This window comes from Amycolatopsis sp. NPDC023774, assembly GCF_040639695.1.
Taxonomy (GTDB): Bacteria; Actinomycetota; Actinomycetes; order Mycobacteriales; family Pseudonocardiaceae; genus Amycolatopsis.
The window spans coordinates 116,289-132,774 of sequence record NZ_JBFAAJ010000020.1; the positions used below are offsets into that span (position 1 = coordinate 116,289).

The window sequence follows — 16,486 nt, forward strand, 5'->3', positions numbered from 1 at the left end:
GGCGGGAGGCACGGTGCGACCTGGGCTGATCCACTTCGGCGGCGACGACACCACGGGCGTGTCGGTGCTCCTGCTACACGGGTTGATGGGCCGCGCCCGTACCTGGTGGCCGGTCGCCCAGTGGCTCAAGCCCTACGGCTCCGTCCACGCCCTCGACGCCCGGGGCCACGGCCGCGCGCCGCACACCGGCCCGTGGACCACCGAGCAGTTCGCCGAAGACCTCGCCGAGGTACTCGCCGAGCTCGGCCCGTCGGTGCTGATCGGCCATTCCATGGGCGGCCTGCACGCGTGGGCCACGGCGGCGAAATACCCCGAGCTGGTCCGCGGGGTCGTCAGCGAGGACTTCGCGCCCGACCAGCGCGGCCGCACCGTCGAGACCTGGCGTGGGTACTTCGACAGCTGGCCGGTGCCGTTCGAATCACTCGCCCACGTCCGCGAGTTCTTCGGCCCGGCGGGGGACTACTTCACCGAATGCGTCGAGGAACGCGAAGACGGCTACCACTTGATCGCGACCCTGGAGAACCTCTACGAGATCGCCGCCGAATGGGGCCGCCGTGACTACTGGTCCTTTGTGGACGCCATCCGATGCCCCCTGCTGATCGTGGAAGGCGAACACACCGCAATGCCCGAAGGTCAGCAAGCGCAGGTCGCCGCGCGGGTGCCGGGCGCGAGACACCTCGTCGTCCCCGGCTCCGCGCACCTGCCCCACGCCGAGGCGCCGCAGATCTACCGCGGCGCCGTGGAGGCATTCCTCTCCGGGCTGTGAAAAATCCGGCAGGCCACGTGTACCGCCCTCGCCGGTACACGTGACCCGCCGGGGTCACTGCGCGAGCTCCACCCGCCACGCGGCCGCGGACTTGCCCGACGGGACGATGAGCGGCCAGACGTCCGAGCCGAGAAACCCCGAATCGTCCGCCGCCCGCGCCGCCGTGCAGCTGTCGCGGGAAAGCCCGTGCTCGGCCGCGAGCGCGGCCACGGCGTCCGTTGTGGACTGTCCGAACACGCCGTCGGTCGGTACGCCGTAACCCGCGGCTCGCAAGAACCGTTGCGCCGTAAGCACCCGAGTCCCCACTTCGCCGGGCTTCAGCAACGGCCACTCCGGCACTTCCGCCCGCGAAACCGCGACACCGAGCACGCGGGAAACAGCCGCCCGCAGCTCCGGAAGCCGGTTGTACAGCACCTGCCCGCAGCACTCCGTGGAATTGAAATCCCGGTGGCCCTTGATGAAAGCCGGCGAAATCCCGTATTGATCGGCGATGTAGGCGACCAGCGACACCAGCGAATTCCACAGCGCCACCGGAACGTCGACCGTGCTGTACAGGCCCTCGTTCTCGATCCCGAGGCATTCGCTGTTGTGGTTGCCGACGTTCGCGCCCTGCACGTGCTGCTTGCCGCCGGCCAGGATCTCCAGGCTGCGGTGCCGGCCTTCCGTCACGTAGCCGCCGCGGCTGTTCGTGAACTGCTGGCCCGTGTCGATCCAGCCGCGTGTGTCCATGTGGAGGTCTGGATGTCGCGCGAGATCTGCAGCGCGTGGGCCAGCGAATAGTCGGTGTTGTTGCCCGGGTCGACGGTGTGGTGCACCACGATGTACGTCGGCTTGTGGTTCTCCACCACGATCGGGCCCGTCGCGGGCCGCGCGTTCCACGCGTGCGTCGGGTGGATCTGCGGAGCCGTCACCGCCGTCACCGCCGTCGCCGTGCGCGCCCCGGCCAGGCCGAACGCGCCCGACGCGGTGACCGTGAGCCCGCCCTTGAGCACGGCACGGCGAGTGGCTTCCCCCATGCGAAATCTCCTTCGCCGGAAACAGCGCCGGAACGGCGTCGGGGGAAAGCTAACCCGCCGCGGAGATCATGACAACTTTTTGCCGACTTTCGTCGTACCCCGTGAGAACCAGCCCGTCAGTGTTCACCCGGCAGCGCGAACAGCCCGCTGTCCGTCTGCTCCAGCAACCCGTCGACCAGCAACGAGTCGAGACACCGGTCGCGCTGCCCGGCCTCGTGCCACACGATGTCCAGCCGTGCCTTCTCCACCGGGCCCTCGCTGCCGCGCAGCACGTCGAGCAGCAGGCCGCGCACCTGCCGGTCGGTGCCCGCGAACTTCTGCACGGGCTTGGCCGGTCCCGCGTACTCCGGGCGGCCGTTGTGCTGCCACGTGCAGGTTTCGTACACCGGGCAGTCGGCGCAGCGCGGCGCACGGGCGGTGCAGATCAGCGCACCCAGCTCCATCAACGCCGCCGACAGCTTCGCCGCCGGCGCGTCCTCGGCCGGCAGCAGTGCCTCGACGTCGGCCATGTCACGCGTGTTCGATGCCGGACCCGCGTCGCCGGCGCCGTGCACCGCCCGCGCGACCACGCGCCGCACGTTCGTGTCGACGACCGGTGCCCGCTTGCCGTAGGCGAAGGCCGCCACGGCCCGCGCGGTGTACGCGCCGATGCCGGGCAGCGCGAGCAGGGTGTCCACATCGGACGGCACGACGTCACCGTGCTCGGCCGCGATCACCGTGGCCGCCGCGTGCAGCCGCAGGGCGCGGCGCGGGTAACCGAGCTTGCCCCACGCGCGCACGACCTCGCCGGTCGTCTCCGCGGCCAGCGCCGAGGGCACCGGCCAGCGCGCCATCCACTCGAGCCAGATCGGCTGCACCCGCGCGACCGGCGTCTGCTGCAGCATGATCTCGCTCACCAGCACGCCCCACGCGGAGCACGCCGGCTCCCGCCACGGCAGGTCTCGCCCGTGCGTGTCGAACCAGTCGATCAGAACGTCCGCGTCCACAGCCACGCCGACCATTGAAACCGACGCGGCTCAGACGACCTCGGTCAGGCTCCCGGTCTTCACGTCGTAGACGAATCCGCGCACGTTGTCGGTGTGCGGCAGGAAGTCGCTGCGGCGCACGCGCTCCATCGACACGCGCACGCTGTCTTCGACGTTGCGGAACGCCTCCACCGACCAGGTCGGCCGCAGGCCCGTGGCCTGCTCGAGCTCGTCCTTGAACTCGTCTTCGGTCACCGTCGACAGGCCGCAGTTGGTGTGCTGCACGATCAGGACCTCGCGGGTGCCGAGCTTGCGCTGGCTGAGCGCGAGGGAGCGGATCATGTCGTCGGTGACCACGCCACCGGCGTTGCGCAGCACGTGGGACTCACCCTGGATGAGCCCGAAGATCTCGAACACGCGCACGCGCGCGTCCATGCAGGTCAGGATGGCCACTTGCAACGAGGGCTTCGGCGACGAGCGGTCACCCGGCACGACGTTGCCGAGTTCCTCGTTGCGCTTGAGAAGAACGTCGATGGAGGTCATGGTCACCTTTCGGCCACGCTTCCCCGACTACGCGGGCGGTCCCCTCCCATCGAACCCGCCTGGAGCGTCCGTCACAACGGGATAGGTCCGAAGTCACGCGAAAACAGGGCCATTTCCACCGCTGGCGGGCGTCAGCCGCCGAACCACGGCTCCTCGACCGTCCGCGGCGGGGCCGACGTGCGCCCGATCCGCAGCTCGGTGGGCAGCGTGATCACCTTCGGGCTCACGCGCTCGGCCGAGCCGAGCAGCAGCCGCCCGGCGACCTTGCCCTTCTCGAGCACGGGCTGGTGCACGGTGGTGAGCCCGAGGCGCTCGGCCTCGGCGATGCCGTCGAAGCCGGTCACAGTGAGGTCGAGCGGCACGCGCAGGCCCCGTCGTTCCGCCTCGGCCAGCGCGCCGAGGGCGAGGATGTCCGACGTGCAGATCACGGCCGTGACCTGCGGGTACGCGTCGAGCAGCTGGCGGGCGCCGGAAGCGCCGTCGTCAACGGTGTGGTCGAAGCGCTCGACCACGGGCACGGTGGCCCAGTCGACGCCGGCCGCGGAGAACGCCGTGGCCAGGGCTTCGAGGCGGATGCGCTGCACATGGAAGTGCGCGCTGCTCTGGCGCTGCGCGGTCACGAAGTCGTCGTTGCGCTCGCGCGCCAGGCGCATGCACAGCACGCCGACCTGCCGGTGGCCGAGTGAGACGAGGTGCTCGGCCAGGCGCGTGACGGCCGCCGCGTCGTCCGGGCCGACGCGGTCCACACCTTCGATGCGCGGCTGGTCGATGATCACCGTGGGGACGGGTCGCTCCAGCACGGCGGCGAGGTGCGGGTCGTCGTCGGGCACGGAGTAGACGACGAATCCGTCGACGCCCGCGCGGTGCACGGCGGCGACGTCTTCGCGGCCGGGGCTCGCAGGCACCAGGTGCAGGCCGACCCCGGCGTCCTCGCAGGCGAGGGCGAGACCTTCGAGCACACCGACCGCTGCCGGGTCACGGAACGCGTACGACAGGTTCTCGGTGAGCAGCAGTCCGACCGCGCCGGCCTTGCGCGTGCGCAGCGAACGGGCTACGGGGTCCGGACCGGGGTAACCGAGGCGGCGGGCGGTCTCGAGGATGCGCCGGCGCAGTTCGGGAGACAGCTGGTCGGGGCGGTTGTAAGCGTTGGACACGGTGGTCCTGGACACCCCGAGCTCCGCCGCCAGCGACGCCAATGTCGCCTGCCTCCGGGTGCGAATAGGACGGCCCATCCGCAAACCGTAACGGTTCAGATCGTTTTCCAGAAGCGACACCCCTGTGGTGAGTGTCTCGATCCGCTGAGTGACGGCGAGGCCGTCTGCCACCCGGTCGAGCGGGCCTTGTCATTCGGATGGGGTAAAGTGAATCTGACAACGATTTCCATTAGCTGATCGGTTCGACCCAGGAGAGTCTTCGATGAGTTTCCGCCCGAGTACCCGCCGCGCCCGCGGCGTGCTCGCCGCCGCCTCGGCTCTGACCGTGTTCGCGCTCAGCGCGTGCTCCAGCACCGACTCGGGTGGTGGCGGCACCGGTTCCTCGACGTCGGGCCAGATCAAGGTCGTCGCGGCCACGGACGTGTGGGGCAGCGTTGTCACGGCCGTCGGCGGCGACAAGGTGCAGGTCAAGTCGATCATCCACGACCCGACGGCCGATCCGCACTCGTACGAGTCCACGGCCGACGACGCGCTGGCGGCCAAGAACGCGCAGCTCACGCTCGCCAACGGCGGCGGCTACGACGACTTCTTCGGCAAGCTGGCCGACCAGGCGTCGGGTGCGAAGAAGCTCGTGGCCTACGACATCGCCGCGACCGGCGACGAGAACGAGCACGTCTGGTTCGACCTGCCCGGCGTCGAGAAGGTGGCGGACCAGGTCGCCTCGGCGCTCGGCACGATCCAGCCGGCGTCGAAGCAGACCTTCGACGACAACGCCAAGGCGTTCAAGGGCCAGATCGACGCGCTGGTCAAGAAGACGGCAGCCCTCGGCGCCGCGCACCCGGGCACCAAGGTCGTGGTGACCGAGCCCGTGGCGCACTACCTGCTCGAGTCCGCGAAGATCACCGATGCGACCCCGAAGGCCTTCTCCGACGCGGTCGAGAACGAGACCGACGTGCCCGCCACGGCCGTCAGCGACTTCACTCAGCTCATCAAGAACAAGCAGGTCAAGGCCCTGATCAACAACGTCCAGACGGTCACCCCGCTGACCCAGCAGGTGGTGTCGGACGCGAAGGCGTCGAACGTCGCGGTGGTCGACGTGGCCGAGACGCTGCCCGCCGACGTCACGGGTTACATTGACTGGATGACCAAGGAAGTGGACTCGCTGTCCGGGGCTCTGAACAGCTGATGTCCGCCGCGCTCTCGACGGTTCGCCCCGCGGTTCGCGTGCGCGGGGCGGGCCTGGCGTTCGGCAGCCGCACCCTCTGGTCCGGGCTCGACCTCGATGTCGAGCAGGGCGAGTTCCTCGCGATCCTCGGCCCCAACGGATCCGGAAAGAGCAGCCTGCTCAAGGCGTTGCTCGGCATGCAGAGCCTCTCGGCCGGCAGCGTCGAGATCGCCGGCGGCCGGCCGGGCGGCGCCAACCGCAAGGTCGGCTACATCCCCCAGCAGCGCGCGATCGACGACGGCCTGACCCTGCGCGGCGTCGACCTCGTGGGCCTCGGCCTCGACGGGCATCGCTGGGGGACCGGAGTGTTCGGCATGCGCGATCGCCGCCGTCGCGTCGCGGAGGCGATCGAGGCCGTCGGTGGCACGGCGTACGCGAAGCAGCCGATCGGGCGGCTTTCCGGTGGTGAGCAGCAACGCCTCCGGGTGGCGCAGTCGCTGGTCGGTGACCCGTCCGTGTTGCTGTGCGACGAACCGCTCCTCTCGCTCGACCTCGCGCACCAGCGCGCCGTGAGCGAGCTGATCGACCGACGCCGGCGCACGGCGGATACGGCCGTGCTGTTCGTGACGCACGAGATCAACCCGGTGCTGCAGTTCGTCGACCGCGTGTTGTACCTGGTCAACGGGTCGTTCCGCGTCGGCAAGCCCGACGAGGTGATGAACTCCGAGACGCTGTCCGAGCTGTACGGCACGCGCGTCGAAGTGCTGCGCATCGGCGGACAGATCCACATCGCGGGTTCGCAGAGCTCCCTGTGCGAAGACCAACCGCACCACCACGAGCAGGAAGCAGTGGGCTGAGCCTTGGACGGCATGTTCGACTTCGCCAAGACGTGGGAGCTGATCACCGAGCTGGACGGCGTGCAGACGGCGCTCATCGCGGCCGCCGTGCTCGGGTTGCTCGCCGGCATCCTCGGCCCGCTGATCGTGATGCGCCGCATGTCCTTCGCGGTGCACGGCACGTCGGAGCTGGCCTTCACCGGCGCGGCGGGCGCGCTGCTGATCGGCGTCGGCGTCGAGTACGGCGCGCTGCTCGGCGCCGTGGCCGCCGCGCTGCTGCTCGGCATCCTCGGCACCCGCGACGCCGACCGCGACTCCGTGATCGGCGTGATCCTGTCGTTCGGCCTGGGCATGGGTGTGCTGCTGCTGTCGTTCTACAAGGGACGGTCGGCCAACAAGTTCGGCATTCTGACGGGCCAGATCATCACGGTGGACTCGACGAACCTCACGGCGCTGGTCAGCTCGGCGGTCGCGGTGCTGGCCGTGCTGGCGTGCGTCTACCGGCCCCTGCTGTTCGCGAGCGTGGACCGCAACGTCGCCGTCGCGCGCGGCGTGCCGGTGAAGACGCTGACCGTGGTGTTCGCGTTGCTGGTGGGCGTGGCCACGGCGCTGAGCGTGCAGATCGTCGGCTCGCTGCTGGTGGTGGCGCTGATGGTGACCCCCGCCGCGGCCGCCGCCCGCGTCACGGCCAGCCCGCTGCGTGCGACGGTGCTGTCGGTGATCTTCGCGGAGGTTGCGGCCCTGGGCGGCATCATCCTGTCGCTCGCCCCAGGTAAACCGGTGAGCGCCTTCGTCACGGCGATCTCGTTCTTGATCTACCTGGTGTGCCGCGTGATCTCGTGGGCGCGGGAACGGCGCAGCGGCGTGCGCGTGACTCCCGCACCTGAGCCCCGCCCGGTCCCGGTTGGTTGACTCGGCCGCCCCGCACCCAGGCCGGGCAGACGACTTCCTGGTTGCACGGGATCGGGTTGCTGTCGATCCACACGTCGGCCGGCCGGCTCTTGGTGGCTTTGCCGATGCCGGGGTAAGTCGTGGTGCTCACGAACCCGCCGTTGGCGTCGGTGCGGCTGTTTGCGGTAGCCGGTGTGGCCGCTTTGCCTGGATCGGGTGATCAGCCCACCGGGTGGGCGGCCATCGCCGTCTTCACCGCCGTGATGAAGCCGTCGTTCGTGAACGGGACGAGGCCGCCGACGACGTTGCGTTCCACCGCCTGCAGCACGACCACCCGCGAGTTCACCAGCTCGTTGACCGCGGCCGCCTGGGGCGTCTTGTCGGTGGAGTAGGCGAGGTAGGTCAGGTTCGTGAACGCCGCGGTGAGGTAGCGCGAGGACGCGAGGCTGAACGAGTCGCCGTAGACCAGCGTGGGCTCGGCGATCGTGCCGGGCAGGGGCGCCGAGGTGCGGTGCACCGGAGTGTCGATGTTGGCGATGAAGCCGGCCGCGCGGTCGGTGATGCCGTCGGGCTCAAGGGTGTACTGCGTGTTCGACTTGGTGCCTGACTTGCCGAGCAGCAGCGGCAGGTCGGCAACGCCGTCGTACTCGCCGTCCGGAGTGAACTGCCAGCTCTTGGTGACCCCGGGCTGCACCGTCTCGGCGAGGGTGCGCGTGAGGACGAGGCCACCTTCGTCGCGCCAGTGCGTGTCGTTGGGGGCGTAGATCGGGTGGCCGACGCGGGCGGCGGACGCGGCGAGCGCCGGGCGCAGGTCCAGCGAGTGGCCGACGGTGGTCATCTTGTACCAGTCGTTCGGCGCGGCGGCCTGCGAGCACTCCTTGCCCGGGTAGCTGGCGGGGAGGAACTGGGGCACCATCGTCGTCTTGTCCGGCGTCACCACGAAGACGAACTTGCGCCCGGACGCCTCGACGGCGGTCCGCAGCTCGTTGACCTTCTTGAGCGTGGTGTCGAGGTCCTGCGTGGGCGTGCATTTCGACTCGGCGTCGTAGCCGTAGTACAGCCAGCCGTCGAGGCCCTGCACGACCTTGCGGTAGCCGGCCTGGTTGCTGCCCGGCAGGCTCGGCGCGGCCGGGCCCTGGTTGGGCGCGCCCGGCTGCTGCAGCGGCGGCGCGGGGATCGGGCCGGACTCGGACGACGAGCCCTGGTCGAGCGGGGCGTCCTCGCCGAAGATCGCGCGGCTGACGCCGTCGGCGGCGTTGATGGCGCTCGCGCGGAAGGACAGCTGGTCGACGGCCCACGTCGGCAGACCGGTGAAGAAGCCGAAGCCGTCGGAGATGCTGGGGAACCCCGCGAGCTTGTGGTTCTCGATCTCGGTCGGGCGCACCCCGAACACCCACAGCAACGTGGGCGTGGTGAAGAACAGCAGCGCGCAGATCAGCGCGGTGAGCTGCCGCTTGCCGTGCCGCGGACGGTGCATCGCGTGCTCGCGGGGCAGGTACGCCTCGTGGACGGCTGGCAGCTGTTGGGGTTCGGACGCCACTCGATCACGGTAGCCACTTCGGGTGAACGAGGTGTGGGCAACCACCGAAAAGTCAGCCGAGCATGAGCAGGACCTGCAGCTCACCGACGATGAACCCGATCACGCCACCGACGGCGATGAGCTTCCACTCGTCCTGGCGGAATGCGGGGCGCAGCAGCCCTTCGAACTCCACGGGCGTCATCGCGAGCATGCGCTGCTCGATGACCTTGGCGACGTCCATCGCCTGCGTGAGGTAGCCCTCTGCGTAGCGGACGGTCTGCGGCAGCTCCGCCAGCGCCCGCCGCGCTGCCTCGTGCTTCATCTCCTGCAGCCGGCGCCCGCCGACGGCCAGCGTGAGCACGGGCTTCGCGAGGCTGGCCTGCTCGTCGACGGCGTGGCCCACCGCGCGTTCGACCATCGCCACGAGCCGGTCGGACTTCGGGCCGCGCAGCAGCGCGTCCAGCAGGTTCGCCGTGGTCAGGACCTCGGTGGCGATGAGCTCGCCGTACTGCCGGGCAACCTCGGCGCGGCGCCGCTGGAACTTGCCCTGCAGGATCACGCGCCCCACGCGCACGGGCTCGCGCGGCAGGAAGATCATCTTGATCGCGAGCCAGTCGGTGAACAGGCCGATGCAGCCGCCGAAGATCGGCAGCACGAGCGGCTGGCGCGTCAACGCCCACACGAACGCCTGCACCACACCGAGGCCGAACCCGAAGTAGATGCCGGCGCGGGCGATGAACGCCATTTCGGGCCGCGAGGTCTCGCGGATCAGCCGCACGAGCAGGGGCTTGTCGCGAGTGAGGCTTTCGACGGTCATGTGCCGCACGTCGAGCACTTCGTCGAGGTTGTCTCGCACGTCCTCCAGGAACTCGCGCACGAGCCGCGGCGCGTTGGCCTGGACCTGCTTGATCAGCAGCTCCTGCGCGAGCGTCGGCAGCACTTCCCACAGCCTCGGGTGGTGCTCCTCCAGCACGTCGCGCGCGATCGCGTCGACGGCCCGCAGCAGCGGCTGCTCCAGCTCGCGCGTGACGATGACCGGGTCGATCTTCTCGAAGATCTCCTTGAGGTCGAGCAGGTTCGTGGTCAGCAGGTCGGTGGCGATGGCCGCCATCCGGCCGCCGTGCTTGGGCACTACACCCTGCCACCCGAGGAACGGTTTGATCCCGACGAACTCCAGCGGACGGAACATCATCTCGATCGCGACGCGCTTGGTGACGTAGCCGATGAGTGCGGCGATGAACGGCATCGTGGCGTAGACCGGCCAATGGCGCGCGAGGTCGTCGAGGACTGCGTCCAAAACCGGCCTCCCTCCACTCGCCGGAGAAACCGTATCGCAGTTGTCAGTGCAGCAGGACCAGCGCCTGCAGCTCGCCGACCAGCCCGCCGATGACCGCGCCGACGGCGATCAGCTTCCATTCGTCCTGCCGGAACGCCGGGCGCAGCAGTTGTTCGAATTCCCACGGCGTGAGCTTGCGCATCCGGTCGACGATGGTGTTGCGCACGTCGAGCGCGTTCACGGCGTAGTCCTCGGCGTGGCGGATCGTCTCGGGCACGCGTTGCGCGGCGATCGCGGCGGCCGTCTGCTTCATTTCCTGAAAACGTTTCGTGCCGACGGCGATCGCGACGAACGGTTTCACCACGCTCGCCTGCGCGTCGATCGTCTTCTGCACCTCGCGCGTGATCATGGTGAACAGACGGTCGGACTTCGGGCCGCGCAGCACGGCTTCCAGCAGGTGGGGCACGGTGATGATCTCGCGGGCGATCATGTCGCCGTAGTCGGCGGCGACCTGGTCGCGGCGTTTCTGGAACACGCCTTGCCAGGTGTAGAGGCTGAAGAACTGTTTCCGTTCACGGGGCAGGAAGATCATCGTCAGGGCGAGCCAGTCGGTGAACCAGCCGATCCCGAGACCGAACAGCGGCAGCACGATCGGTGATTTCGTGAACGTCCACACGAGCAGCTGAACGCAGCCGAGAATGAAGCCGAACACGATTCCGGAACGCGCGATGAACTGCATTTCGGGCTTCGAGATGTCGCGGATCAAGCGGTTGAGGAGCGCCTTGTCGCGCACGAGGTTGGTCACGACCATGTGCTTGAGGTCGAGCACGTCTTCGATGTTGGCCGCGATTTCGCGCATGATCTTCGTGATCGCGCGCGGCGCTTCGGCCTGCACACGTTTGAGCAGCAGCAGCTGCGCGGCCGTCGGCAGCACCTCCCACAGCCGCGGTTGGTAGGTCTCCATCACCTCGCGCGTGACGTCTTCGACGACTTCGAGCAGCGGTTCTTCGATTTCCTTGGCAACCTGCGCGGGGTCGAGGCGCGCGAAAATCTCCTTCGGGTCGACGAGGTTCGTGGTGAGCATTTCCGTCGCGGTCGTCGCCATGCGTTCGGCGTTCGCGGGCAGCACGCCCTGCCACCCGAGGAACGGCTTGATTCCGGCGAACTCGACGGGCCGGAACATCATCTCGATGGCCACGCGCTTGGTGACGTAGCCGATCAGTGCGGCGATGAAGGGCATCGTCGCGTAGACCTGCCAGTGCTGCACCGCGCTTGCCTCCCCGTGTCGCGCTCACGCGCACGGTAGCGGGCGGCGGGGGCCGCGTCGGGGAGCCGCGTCGGGCGTTCACCGGTTCGGGCTCTGTTGGCTTCGGGTTGCTCGGCTGCAGATCAACGGCGGCGGTTCGCCGGGGCCACGTATTCGACGGGCTCGTGCTGGCCGGGCCGAAGATCGATCCGGCGCGTCGGTGCGGACCGTCCATTCCGGTCTCCCGCCGTTTCCGCGTTGTTCGCCCCGTCGTCCCCCTTCGTCTGCGATGCCATGCGTGACCGGGGGCTGTGCGTTTTGTAATGCAGCCGTTTGGCGGTACGTAAACACGGACCTGCTCTCACTAAGGTGGCCCGATGGTCGCGCCTGAGAAGTCCGAAGCCACCCCGAAGAGCGCCCCGTTCGCCGTCGCCGTCAGGGGTTATAACCAGCGCCAGGTCGACGAGCGGCTCACGGCGCTCTCGCGCGAGCTGCGGGAGACTTCCCACAGCCGCGACGAGGCCATCGCGACTGCCGGTGAGCTGTCCAAGGCCCTCACCACCACGCAGAACGAGCTGTCCGAGACGAAGGCCGCGCTCGTGCGGCTGAGCTCGAGCCCGTCCGGCGCCGGGGCTATGGCCGAGCGCGTGCGCATGATGATGCAGCTCGCGGAGGAGGAGATCGCCGACCTCCGCGCGGCGGCCGAAGCCGACGCGACCGCCACCCGCGCCGAGGCGGACAAGTACGCGCACGAGTCGCAGCGGACCGTCGAGCGCCTGGGCAAAGAAGCGGAAGCCGAGCGCGAGCGGCTGCTGTCGGAGGCGCAGGCGGAAATCGCGTCCCGGATCGCTGCGGCCGAGGCGGCCATCGACGAGCGCACGGCTGCCGCTGACGCGGACATCGAGCGTCGGACCCGGGCTGCCGACGAGGACATCGCTTCGCGGACGGCTGCGGCGAATGAAGATATCGCTACGCGTACGGCGGCGGCTGACGAAGACATCGCCACGCGTACCGCGGCTGCGAACGAGGACATCGCGACCCGCACGGCCGCCGCCGACCGCGCCCGCACGGAAGCCGACGAAGCCGCCGCCCGCGCCCGCGCCGAAGCCGACGAAGCGGCCAGCCGCGCCCGCGCCGAAGCCGACGCCGCCGCCGAAGCCGCCTCCGCCGCCGCCCGCGCCGAGGCCGACCGCGTCGCGTCCGAGGAGATCGCCGGCAAGCGCTCCCAGACGGACGCCGCCCTCGCCGACGCCCTCCAGAAGCAGGCCGAAGCCACCGAATCCCGCACCCTGGCGCTCGACCTGCGTGCGAAGGTGGCGGACCGGTTGGCGGCTACCAATGTCGCCGTTCAGGAAGCCCTGCGCCTGCTGAATCCGGCGGACCAGGCGGCTACGGAGCCGGAGTCCGTTGAGGACGCTCCTTCCGAGGACTCGGCCGCCGCCACTCGCTGACCCCACCCCTTTCGCGGGCCCACCACACCGGTGGGCCCGCTTTTTTTCGGCTTCGCCTCGCGCGCCTTGGATGTTCGCCGTGAGAATGTCTCAGTCCACCGGCGCCGGGCTGCGGAGGTTTCGTGTCTTGATCCTCGAAGACGAACGCGCAGCCATCTGCTCCTACGCCCGTCGCCTGGTGTCCGACGGCCTGGTCGTCGCCACCTCCGGCAACCTCTCCATCCGCGACGGCGCCCTCGTCGCAGTCACCCCCACCGGCGTGGACTACCAGTCTTTGGAGCCCGCGGACATCCCGATCGTCGGCCTGGACGGAGAACTCGTCGATGGCCGTCTCCGGCCCACCAGCGAACTCCCCATGCACCTGACCATCTACAACCACGCCACCGACCCCGACGGCGCCCCGGTCAACGCGGTCGTCCACACGCATTCCGCCCACGCCACCGCGGTATCGACGCTGGTCGACGAACTCCCACCCATTCACTACCTGGTGGCCACCATCGGCCCGTCCGTCCGCGTCGCCCCCTACGCGACCTACGGCACCCACGCCTTGGCCACCCACATCCTCCCGGCTTTGGACTCTCGCCGCGGCTGTCTGCTGGCCAACCACGGCACCGTCACCTACGGGGCCACCTTGGCTGCGGCTTATGACCGGGCTCGGCAGTTGGAGTGGCTTTGTCAGGTGTGGCTGTTGGCTCGGTCGGCTGGTACGCCGGCCTTGTTGCCGGTGGCTGAGATCGAGCGTGTGGTGGAAAAACTGCGTGGTTACGGCCAGGGTTGAAGCGTTGCCCGCAGCCGCTCGATACCGCGCAGCCCCGCACCCGCCGCTGGCACGACAACCATGCTGGCGCATTCCGCACACCGCGGGCAACGCACCAGCACCTCAGCGGCGGCGAAATGCCACGCGGTCAGCCGCTGGTCGCGGAGCCGACGCTGAACGGCTGCCAAGTTCGCCCCTCCGCCAGATCAGCGCGGTGAAGCAAAAGATTGGAACCCTTGGCGTTCGGATCCGGAGTCAGGCCATCGAACTACGCCACTGGTTGTAGCTCTCTCGGCCGGTTAGAACTGGTATTAGAAGGAGCGGAACCAACGTTGAACTGCGGTTTCGCTCCCATCTCAGGCCGCCAGGCCGTCATCAGGCTGCGGCAGGGGCGCAGGCCTTCTCACACACGTCGTTGCTCTGTGGCATCAGGCCGTGCGGGCGGCTCTCTGAGCGACGCGCGCATCGGGGCGATGCGCCGCAAGATCTTCTCGCGGTTTTTCGCGCCCTTCAGCCATGCTGGGAGCTTGGCGATCATGGTCATGCGGAGTTGCCGAACCTGGTCGTCAGCAGTCAGGTGCCTCTCCCGAAGCCGAGCGGCGAGGTATGCCTCGAGGTGGTCCAGGTGCCGTTCGTTGTAAGCCCACAACACATACCCGTCGAAATCGGTCTGTAGCCACAGCGGGTGCTGCAGGAAGGGATCACGTGCGATCCCGGGGCGAGCTGGTCCGATCTGAACGCGGTCTTGTACATCCTGGACGTAGCCACAACGACCGCACACCAGCCGCCGAGGGGCCCACAGAACCTCCTCAGTCGTCGGCGTTCCGGGTACGACTACAACTTTCGCGCAGTGATCACAACGCGGACAACGAACCAGCACGTCATCAGCTGTGAAGTCCCACGCGGTCAGCTGCTGGTCACGGAACCGCTCCCCGCCACCGCGACTGGCCGCCAACCCCATCCAGGCAGCCTGACGTTCGGCTGTCCCAGGCGTCAAGCAGGATAAGAAGGCCACTGCCGCTCGGCTACATAACGTCGATATCTCTGGGGTTATCGGAATTACGCAGAAACAGGTGGACTCTGCAATTGGAAACGCGGTGACGGCCCTGCCTCCCGGGATTATGAGGCCGGCAAACTGGTCGGCCACAAAGTAGGCCGGCCAACGCACCCACGATGAGAGCAATCGTCGGAGGGTTGCGTGGCTCCGCGCTCAGCTGCCGCCAGACGCAGAACTTCCCCACAGTGATCACTGTCCCAGGTCGAGAAGACCCGGCGATCAGAACTGGTAATACAAAAACGGACTGAACGTCCCCGTAGCCACCAGAATCGCGGCATAAACCAGCCCCGCCGTCATCACGCCCACGCGCAAAGCCGTGGCCGGACGCGTCCGCGAGGACTCCAGCAACGGTCCCGTAACCGGGTGCGCCGGTAGGGCGAACACGGCCAGGGCCAAGATCAAGATCACCAGCCGCTGGTTGGTCAACGCGCTCGAAACCACGTCGCCGAGTCCGCCGAAGTCGGGGAGCAGCATGTGGCCGATCATGCTCAACGCGTGCGGCAGGTCGGTGGAGCGGAAGAACACCCAGCCGAACACCACGAGGACCAGAGTGAGCACCCGGCGGGCGATGCGGGCGACCGGCCCGGCCGGGGTGTCGCCCAGGTTGAAGCGGCGTTCGATGACCAGCAGGGCGCCGTGGTAGCAGCCCCAGACCAGGAAGGTCCACTGGGCGCCGTGCCAGAAGCCCGTGAGGACGAAGACGATGCAGAGGTTGCGGTAGGTCTTGCCGGCGCCCGAGCGGTTGCCGCCGAGGGGGATGTAGACGTAGTCGCGGAACCAGCGGGACAGCGACATATGCCAGCGGCGCCAGAATTCCGTGATGGTGACCGACGAGTACGGCCGCGCGAAGTTCTCCGGCAGGCGGAAGCCGAGCATGCGGCCCAGTCCGATGGCCATGTCCGAGTAGCCCGAGAAGTCGAAGAACAGCTGCAGCGTGTAGCCGATGGCGCCGAGCCAGGCGGTCGCGAAAGTCATCTGGTCGGGGGGCGTGGAAAAGCACGCTTCGACCATCGGGCTGAGCGAGTCGGCGACGACGGACTTCTTGCACAGCCCCAGGGCGAACCGCGGGAAGCCGGCGGCGATGTCGTCGAGGCGGTGGGAACGTTGCTGCGGCAGCTGGTCCGCGATCTCGCGGTAGCGCACGATGGGGCCGGCGATGAGCTGCGGGAACATCGCGATGTACGCCGCGAACGACACGGGGTTGCGAAGCGCGCGACGCTCGCCGCGGTAGATGTCCACGATGTACGAAATATGGTGGAACGTGTAGAACGAGATCCCGATTGGCACCACGATGCTCGCAACGCCGACGTCACCGCCGAACCAGTGCGCGACAGCCGCGATCTGCTGCGTCGCGAAGCCCGCGTATTTCCAGATGACGAGCACCAGCACGTCGAGCGTGACGAGGCCGATGAGGATCCGCTTGCGCCGCGTGCTGTGGACGTCCCAGGGGCTGGGCTCGAGCGTCGGTCCGGCGAGGAAGTTGACGGTCATGCAGCCGAGCAGCAGGAACAGGTACGGCCCGGCGCCGATCGTGTAGAACAGCAGGCTCGCCACCGCGACGATGCCGTTGCGCCAGCTGCGCGGGCACACCAGCACGGCGACCAGCACCGCGGGCATGAAGTACCACAAGAACAGCGGCGAAACGAACGACATCGGTGACGGACCCCCTCGGTTCCGGAGCTGACCTTAGCCCGAGTGGGTGGCCCAGTGGAGTGAAGCCCGGCGGATCCCGGCGCGAATCACTGAGGGTGGTGGCTGAAGGGGCAATTGGACCGGTCGCACCGAGGGGTTCAGACCACTGCCGGGCCGCCTCGACAACAGGCAACCCGGCAGCAATCGAACAG

The 16,486-nt window shown here is 68.7% G+C and carries 14 protein-coding genes and 1 pseudogene; 6 read left to right on the forward strand and 9 right to left on the reverse strand.

Annotated elements, in window-relative coordinates; genetic code table 11:
* Positions 1-25: 25 nt before the first annotated feature.
* Positions 26-766: an alpha/beta hydrolase gene (locus AB0F91_RS32130; protein WP_360603659.1), complete on the forward strand. Its 741-nt coding sequence runs from the start codon at positions 26-28 to the stop codon at positions 764-766.
* Positions 767-820: 54 nt separating this feature from the next.
* Here AB0F91_RS32130 and AB0F91_RS32135 read toward each other — a convergent pair.
* From AB0F91_RS32135 to AB0F91_RS32150, 4 genes and pseudogenes are all read right to left on the reverse strand, one after another.
* Positions 821-1,782, reverse strand: a pseudogene (locus AB0F91_RS32135) (N-acetylmuramoyl-L-alanine amidase).
* Between the two features lie 116 nt (positions 1,783-1,898).
* On the reverse strand, positions 1,899-2,774 hold the full coding sequence (locus AB0F91_RS32140; RefSeq protein WP_360603595.1) for an A/G-specific adenine glycosylase: 876 nt from the start codon (positions 2,772-2,774) through the stop codon (positions 1,899-1,901).
* Between the two features lie 24 nt (positions 2,775-2,798).
* Complete coding sequence (locus tag AB0F91_RS32145; RefSeq protein WP_360603597.1) at positions 2,799-3,290, reverse strand: carbonic anhydrase; 492 nt, start codon at positions 3,288-3,290, stop codon at positions 2,799-2,801.
* A 131-nt stretch (positions 3,291-3,421) separates the two neighbouring features.
* Positions 3,422-4,522, reverse strand: coding sequence for a LacI family DNA-binding transcriptional regulator (locus AB0F91_RS32150; RefSeq protein WP_360603599.1), 1,101 nt, complete (start codon positions 4,520-4,522; stop codon positions 3,422-3,424).
* Between the two features lie 184 nt (positions 4,523-4,706).
* Here AB0F91_RS32150 and AB0F91_RS32155 point away from each other — a divergent pair, with 184 nt between their 5' ends.
* Genes AB0F91_RS32155 through AB0F91_RS32165 form a run of 3 tightly spaced genes read left to right on the forward strand, consistent with a single transcriptional unit; the run spans position 4,707 to position 7,357 of the window.
* Positions 4,707-5,630: a zinc ABC transporter substrate-binding protein gene (locus tag AB0F91_RS32155; RefSeq protein ID WP_360603601.1), complete on the forward strand. Its 924-nt coding sequence runs from the start codon at positions 4,707-4,709 to the stop codon at positions 5,628-5,630.
* Positions 5,630-6,466 carry a metal ABC transporter ATP-binding protein gene (locus tag AB0F91_RS32160; protein WP_360603603.1) on the forward strand — a complete coding sequence of 279 codons (837 nt, stop codon included), beginning with the start codon at positions 5,630-5,632 and terminating at the stop codon, positions 6,464-6,466. The genes AB0F91_RS32155 and AB0F91_RS32160 overlap by 1 nt, the downstream gene beginning before the upstream one ends.
* 3 nt (positions 6,467-6,469) lie before the next feature.
* Positions 6,470-7,357 carry a metal ABC transporter permease gene (locus AB0F91_RS32165; RefSeq protein WP_360603605.1) on the forward strand — a complete coding sequence of 296 codons (888 nt, stop codon included), beginning with the start codon at positions 6,470-6,472 and terminating at the stop codon, positions 7,355-7,357.
* Positions 7,358-7,556: 199 nt separating this feature from the next.
* Here AB0F91_RS32165 and AB0F91_RS32170 read toward each other — a convergent pair whose 3' ends face one another.
* From AB0F91_RS32170 to AB0F91_RS32180, 3 genes are read right to left on the reverse strand one after another with little or no spacing between them, the layout of a single operon-like run.
* The gene (locus AB0F91_RS32170) at positions 7,557-8,876 is read right to left on the reverse strand and encodes a hypothetical protein (RefSeq protein ID WP_360603607.1); all 1,320 of its coding nucleotides are present in this window, start codon (positions 8,874-8,876) and stop codon (positions 7,557-7,559) included.
* A 52-nt stretch (positions 8,877-8,928) separates the two neighbouring features.
* Entirely contained in the window at positions 8,929-10,152 is a 1,224-nt protein-coding gene (locus AB0F91_RS32175; protein WP_360603609.1) for a DUF445 domain-containing protein, read from the reverse strand.
* A gap of 43 nt (positions 10,153-10,195) precedes the next feature.
* Positions 10,196-11,371 (reverse strand): DUF445 family protein, encoded by a 1,176-nt coding sequence (locus tag AB0F91_RS32180; RefSeq protein ID WP_360603661.1) that lies wholly within the window; start codon positions 11,369-11,371, stop codon positions 10,196-10,198.
* A gap of 383 nt (positions 11,372-11,754) precedes the next feature.
* On the opposite strand from AB0F91_RS32180, the gene AB0F91_RS32185 reads away from it, so the two are divergent.
* Both AB0F91_RS32185 and AB0F91_RS32190 read left to right on the forward strand, forming a co-directional pair.
* Positions 11,755-12,828 (forward strand): hypothetical protein, encoded by a 1,074-nt coding sequence (locus tag AB0F91_RS32185; RefSeq protein WP_360603611.1) that lies wholly within the window; start codon positions 11,755-11,757, stop codon positions 12,826-12,828.
* A gap of 127 nt (positions 12,829-12,955) precedes the next feature.
* Positions 12,956-13,606 (forward strand): class II aldolase/adducin family protein, encoded by a 651-nt coding sequence (locus tag AB0F91_RS32190; protein ID WP_360603613.1) that lies wholly within the window; start codon positions 12,956-12,958, stop codon positions 13,604-13,606.
* 382 nt (positions 13,607-13,988) lie between these two features.
* Here the strand turns inward: AB0F91_RS32190 and AB0F91_RS32195 are convergent, their stop codons facing one another.
* Positions 13,989-14,546 (reverse strand): TFIIB-type zinc ribbon-containing protein, encoded by a 558-nt coding sequence (locus AB0F91_RS32195; RefSeq protein ID WP_360603615.1) that lies wholly within the window; start codon positions 14,544-14,546, stop codon positions 13,989-13,991.
* 315 nt (positions 14,547-14,861) lie between these two features.
* Positions 14,862-16,295: an MBOAT family protein gene (locus AB0F91_RS32200; protein WP_360603617.1), complete on the reverse strand. Its 1,434-nt coding sequence runs from the start codon at positions 16,293-16,295 to the stop codon at positions 14,862-14,864.
* Between the last annotated feature and the right edge of the window lie 191 nt (positions 16,296-16,486).